The sequence below is a fragment of the Intrasporangium sp. genome, from assembly GCF_036566125.1.
In the GTDB taxonomy this organism is placed as follows: domain Bacteria; phylum Actinomycetota; class Actinomycetes; order Actinomycetales; family Dermatophilaceae; genus Intrasporangium.
The window spans coordinates 1-5,566 of record NZ_DATCWX010000065.1; the positions used below are offsets into that span (position 1 = coordinate 1).

5 protein-coding genes and 1 pseudogene are annotated in these 5,566 nt (G+C 67.9%); 5 read left to right on the forward strand and 1 reads right to left on the reverse strand.

What is annotated here, in order from left to right:
• Window positions 1-498: 498 nt before the first annotated feature.
• The 5 genes from VIR15_RS03840 to VIR15_RS03860 all read left to right on the forward strand — a co-directional run bounded on the left by VIR15_RS03840 (window position 499) and on the right by VIR15_RS03860 (window position 4,880).
• A complete protein-coding gene (locus VIR15_RS03840; RefSeq protein ID WP_414654911.1) occupies window positions 499-849 on the forward strand; it encodes an ArsR/SmtB family transcription factor in 351 nt (116 codons plus the stop codon).
• Window positions 846-1,349 (forward strand): SRPBCC family protein, encoded by a 504-nt coding sequence (locus VIR15_RS03845; protein WP_331926152.1) that lies wholly within the window; start codon window positions 846-848, stop codon window positions 1,347-1,349. The genes VIR15_RS03840 and VIR15_RS03845 overlap by 4 nt, the downstream gene beginning before the upstream one ends.
• Window positions 1,350-1,376: 27 nt before the next feature.
• A complete protein-coding gene (locus tag VIR15_RS03850; RefSeq protein ID WP_331926153.1) occupies window positions 1,377-1,994 on the forward strand; it encodes a dihydrofolate reductase family protein in 618 nt (205 codons plus the stop codon).
• Between the two features lie 160 nt (window positions 1,995-2,154).
• Entirely contained in the window at window positions 2,155-2,934 is a 780-nt protein-coding gene (locus VIR15_RS03855) for an alpha/beta fold hydrolase (RefSeq protein ID WP_331926154.1), read from the forward strand.
• A 119-nt stretch (window positions 2,935-3,053) separates the two neighbouring features.
• On the forward strand, window positions 3,054-4,880 hold the full coding sequence (locus VIR15_RS03860) for a multicopper oxidase family protein (protein WP_331926155.1): 1,827 nt from the start codon (window positions 3,054-3,056) through the stop codon (window positions 4,878-4,880).
• Window positions 4,881-4,933: 53 nt separating this feature from the next.
• Here VIR15_RS03860 and VIR15_RS03865 read toward each other — a convergent pair.
• A pseudogene (locus tag VIR15_RS03865) lies at window positions 4,934-5,566 on the reverse strand (hypothetical protein); the annotation flags it as partial.

Consider the following 5,566-nt stretch of genomic DNA (forward strand, 5'->3'; position numbering starts at 1 on the left):
GTCTGCCCGCAGGAAGCCGGCGGCCAGGAAGACCACGACCCGGAAGAAGACGTCTGCCCGCAGGAAGCCGGCGGCCAGGAAGACCACGACCCGGAAGAAGACGGCGGCCCGCAGGAAGCCGGCGGCTAAGACGTCTGAGCAGCTCGGTGTCCCTGTTCCTCCACCAGAGCCCGTGGCGCCCATCATGCCGGTGGTCGAGCCGAGCTTGATCCGAGAGGAACCCGCAACTCAGCCGGCGTCCCCCCTGCCGCGGACGGAGGAGGCTGAGGAGCGGGGACTCCCCACGGACTTCTCGGAGCCCGAGGAGGACCCCGGCAAGGACTTGTAGTCGCACGCGAGTCCCCTCGATGAAGCCGTACCCACCGCGATGATGAATCGCCCTTGGGGGCGACCGATCAAGTCTCTCTTGTCACTCCCCCGATCCCGCCATGGCCACAGCTCAGTGCCCCGGGCACGGTTCGCATGACGAACGATTGACGGTGCGAAACACACAACCGTATGGTTGTATCAATGCAGCTCACCCTCGACCACGACCGCATCTTCGGCGCCCTGGGTGACGCCACCCGGCGTGACATCGTGCGCCGCGCGATCGACGGGGAGGAAGGCGTAGCCGAGCTGGCCACCCATTACCCGATGAGCTTCGCGGCGGTGCAGAAGCACGTCGCCGTCCTCGAGCGGGCCGGCCTCGTCAGCAAGCATCGCGTCGGGCGAAGGAAGGTCGTCCGCGCCAACCTCGAGGGGCTCCGCGTGGCGCGGCGTCTGCTCGACCGGTACGAGGAGTTGTGGCGAGAGCGCGTCGAGCGCATGGACCAGCTCATCAGCGGATCGCCGGAGGTGGGAGATCGATGACCGTCACCGTCCGAAAGGACCCTTCGTCGCGCACGATGACGCTGGAGGCCGAGTTCGACGCGTCGCCGGAGCGGGTCTGGCAGCTCTGGGCAGATCCCCGCCAACTCGAGCGCTGGTGGGGGCCGCCGACCTACCCTGCGACGGTCGACGCTCACGACCTGCGTCCTGGCGGCCGCGTGGAATACCACATGACCGGCCCCGAGGGCGATCAGCCGCGCGGGTACTGGGAGGTGGACGAGGTCCGGCCTCCACATAAGCTCGTCTTCCGCGATGGGTTCGCGAACGAGGACGGCACGCCGAACACCGAGCTCCCGATGACCACCGCGCGGGTGACCATCCAACCGATCGACGGCGGGAAGACGCGGATGTCGATCGAGAACGAGTTTCCGAGCGTCGAGGCGATGGAGCAGCTCGCCGCCATGGGCACGGAGGAGGGCCTGACGCAAGCCCTCGGCCAGATCGACGCGATCCTCGCCGAGGAACGCGATCAGACTCGTTGAGAAGCCAACGAGAAAGGAGCCCCGACCATGAAGCTGACGACCACCACGATGGTCACCGTCGACGGCGTGATGCAGGGCCTCGGCGGGCCGGACGAGGACCGCAGGGGCGGATTCGAGCGCGGCGGATGGGTCACGCCGTACGTCGACGACGAGGGCATGGGGTTCCTGAACGAGGTCTATGGGCGCGCCGACGCGTTCCTGTTCGGCCGGCAGACCTACGAGATCTTCGCCGACTCCTGGGGGACGTGGCCAGATCCGGGCGACAGCCCCATCTGGACCGCGTTGAACACGCGGCCCAAGTACGTGGCATCGACCACGCCCTTCGACCCCAAGTGGGCGAACACGACCGTCCTCTCCGGTGACGTCGCAGTTGCCATTCGCGAGCTGAAGGCCAAGGCGGGAGGCGAGCTGGAGGTGCACGGCAGCGGCATCCTGGTCCGGTGGCTGCTCGACAACGACCTCGTCGACGAGATCAACCTGCTCACCTTCCCTTTGGTCGTCGGCCAGGGCACGCGGCTGTTCCCCGACACCGGCCCCGACATAGCGCTCGAGCTGGTCGGATCGCAGGCGATCACCCCCAGCGGCGTGACGATCCAGGTCTACCGCCCCAGCGGGCGCCCGAAGTACGGAACGGTCGCGGCATGAAGCACATGAGGTTCGATGGGCTGGTGACCGGGATCCTTCGGCGTCCAGCTGGTCGGATCGTTCGCCTCGTTTCGAAGTTGGGGGGGCGGGTTCGAGCGGGACGGATGAGTTTTCCGCGTATCTCGGTCGAACCAGTTGAGGCAACGCGGAAGGAGGCGTCATGGACCAAGTCACCTCGAAGGACGGCACCACGATCGGGTTCGACCGGCTCGGCCAGGGACCGCCGTTGGTGCTGGTATGCGGCGGCTCTGTCGACCGCATGGCCGACGCGGCCATCGCCCAGACACTGTCATCCGACTTCACGGTCCTGAACTACGACCGACGCGGCCGAGGGGACAGCGGGGACACGCTTCCGTACGCGATCGATCGAGAGGTCGAGGACATCGAGGCGGTGATCGACGCGGCGGGTGGATCGGCCAACCTCTGGGGGTCCTCGTCGGGGGCGGTGCTCGCGATGATCGCCACGGCGAGCGGGGCCCCGGTCACCAAGCTGGCGCTTTGGGAGCCTCCGTTCATCCTCGACGAGAACGCGCGTCCGCCCGCCGACCAGGTCGAACAGTACGAGCGGATGATCGCGGAAGGGCGTCGAGGCGATGCGGCCGAGTACTTCATGTCGAAGGTCGTGGGGATGCCTCCCGAGTTCGTCGCCGACGCGCGGAACCAACCCTGGTGGGCGGGGCAGGAGGCGATCGCCCATACCCTCGCGTATGACGCCCGCATCATGGGCGACTACTCGATCCCGACCGAAACGGCGGGGTCGGTCAAGGTCCCGACCCTCGTGCTCGCCGGCGGGGCCGACATGCCGTTCATGCGCGAGTCTGCACAAGCGCTGGCCGACGCGATCCCGGACGGGCAGGCCCGTTTCCTCGATGGTCAGGGGCACGACGTCGACGCGACGGTCCTTGGACCGGCCTTGAAGGAGTTCTTCTCCTCCTCGTAGGCTCCGGGCCCCGTCGCCAGCTCAAGGAACCCGCAGACGGCGGGGCGCTGCCGGGTTGTAACGGGCTGAGATTCGGTGTACAGGGGGACGGACGAGGAGGAATCCCGATCGCGGCGCGCTTGACTCACCCGCTCACCCCTTTCGTCGATGCGCTTCCGATCGCGCCCCGACGCGTCATCAGCGGGCCGACCCGTTTGACCGTCCGTCTCGAGACGGCCACGCACCGGTTCCACCGAGACCTTCCACCGTCCCAGGTGTGGACCTACGGCGGGCACATCCCGGGCCCGACGATCGAGGTCCGCCGCGGTATCCAGGTCGAGGTGGAGTGGGACAACGGCCTCGAGGGCCCGTTGCCGGTGACGGTCGTCGCCGCGTCGAGCCACGAGTTTGAAGGTGTGCCCGTCCAGTGCTTGCCGGGCCGCGGTGACGGCCGGGTCGATATGGCTGCGGCCGCGCTCAGCGGATTCTCGGTCGTCCACCTCCACGGTGGGGTCACGCCCGCGTCCAGCGACGGATGGACGGAGAACATCGCCGCCCCCGGCCAGCGGGCGCTTCACACCTATCCGAACGATCAACGCGGCGCGATGCTCTGGTATCACGACCACGTCATGGGCGTGACGCGCCTCAGCGTCTACGCCGGACTCGCCGGTCTCTGGATCGTGCGTGACCAACGCGAGCACGAGCTCGATCTGCCCGAGGGGCCGCCGTACGAGCTGCCGCTCCTGCTCGGCGACCGCAATTTCGACGTGGGCTCCGACGGTGGATTGACGGGCCGACTCCTCCACAAGAGGGATCCCGAGATCATGGAGTGCTTCAGTCCGTTCACGACGGTCAACGGCAAGATCTGGCCGATCGCCGAGGTCGAGCCCACGACCTATCGCGTCCGGGTGCTGAATGGCTCGAACGCCCGAACCTTTCGTCTGGTTCTCGTGCGTGACGGCACACCCGATCACGAACGGATCGTCCAGATCGGCACCGAGGGCGGCCTGCTGCTTTCGCCCGTAACGCTCCCGTCGCAGGGGCTTGTGTTGGCTTCGGCCGAACGCGCCGACATCCTTGTCGACTTCTCCGATCTCGCACCCGGCACCGAGCTGACCGTGCTGAACACCGCCCGCGCGCCCTTCGACGGTACGTTCGCCGATCCTGCGACCGCGGGCGCCGTCGACCTCGATGGCCTGCTCCCCTACCCGGAGGTCCTCCGGTTCCGAGTGATCCAGGGAGCGCGCCGCCGCCGTTCGGCACCGCAGGTGTTGACGTCCGACCTCGCGCGCCTCACGGGTGACGACCTCGCCAACTGCCCGGTGCGTGCCGTCGCGCTGGTCGAGTTGGAATCGGACGTGGACGGCGCACCAGCGATGCTGACCCTGCGGGAGCTCGTCGAGGATCCCGCCGGCGACGATGGCGTCGTTACGGTCCTCGACGAGCGGGATGGGCGGCACGAGGTAACACGTTGGCGAACGGTCGCATCCCGCTTCGAGGACACCGTCACCTTCTTCCCGATGCTCGGCGAACCCGAGATCTGGCGGTTCATCAACCTGACCGAGGACACGCACCCGATCCACGTGCATCTCACAAGCTTCCAACTCCTCGGCCGGATGGCTTCGGTCGTGGAGCTCGACAGAGGCGCGACAACGAGGGGGGCGACTGCGGCGGTCGTGCACATCGGTCGCCAGCCCGACGACAACATCCGGCACGAGGTCGACGAGAACGAGCTCGGCCTCAAGGACACCGTGCGGGTCAACCCCAACGAGGTCGTCGACATCGCCGTACGCTTCGAGGTGTTCGCCGGCCGGTACATGTACCACTGTCACATCCTCGAGCACGAGGACCATGACATGATGCGTCCCTTCGTCGTCATGCCGGAGGAGCTGATGCCCTTCATGGAGAGGCACAGCATGGACGGCGAAGTGATGCAGGGCATGCAGGCGGAGCACACCGACATGTGAGGCCGCAGCGGTGCCGGCATCGGCGAGCTGCTTCGTCGGCCTCGCCGGCTCGGTCAGCTCTGGCTTGGCTCCGTGTCCAGCACGACCGGGACGCCGGGCACGCGCTCCTTGCTGAGCACCCGCTCGACGTCTTCGCCGTCGATCGTCTCCCGTTCGAGCAGGAGCGCTACGACCTCCTCGAGAGCGTCACGGTGTGACTCGAGCAGCGCACCGGCGCGATCGTCGGCCTCCTTGAGCAGTCGCGTGACCTCCTCATCGATCACGCGCTGTGTCTCCTCCGCGTACTGCCGGGTCGTGAGCTGCTGAGCGCCGAGGTACTGCGGGCCGTCCTCGGAGAAGCCGACCGGCCCGAGGCGGGGGCTCATCCCGAACTCCCGCACCATCCTCGTCGCGAGCTGCGTGGCGCCGGCGAGATCGTTCGACGCCCCCGACGACATCTCGCCGAGCACGAGCCGCTCGGCCGCCCGCCCCCCGAGCCGGATCGTCAGCGAGTCGAGCAGGTAGCTCTCCGGGTAGATCCGCCGCTCGTCCTCCGGGAGCTGCTCGGTGACCCCGAGGGCTCGGCCCCGTGGAAGGATCGTGACCTTCGCGACCGGGTCGGCGTTCTCCGAGAGCGCCGCCACGATGGCGTGGCCGGTCTCGTGGACCGCGACCGCGCGCTTCTCCTCGGGGAGCAGCGCGTTCGA

What these genes read in the sequence shown, in the direction of transcription:
- VIR15_RS03840 (WP_414654911.1), top strand. Translation starts at nt 499, where the DNA reads ATGGTTGTATCAATGCAGCTCACCCTCGACCACGACCGCATCTTCGGC.
- VIR15_RS03845 (WP_331926152.1), top strand. Translation starts at nt 846, where the DNA reads ATGACCGTCACCGTCCGAAAGGACCCTTCGTCGCGCACGATGACGCTG.
- VIR15_RS03850 (WP_331926153.1), top strand. Translation starts at nt 1,377, where the DNA reads ATGAAGCTGACGACCACCACGATGGTCACCGTCGACGGCGTGATGCAG.
- VIR15_RS03855 (WP_331926154.1), top strand. Translation starts at nt 2,155, where the DNA reads ATGGACCAAGTCACCTCGAAGGACGGCACCACGATCGGGTTCGACCGG.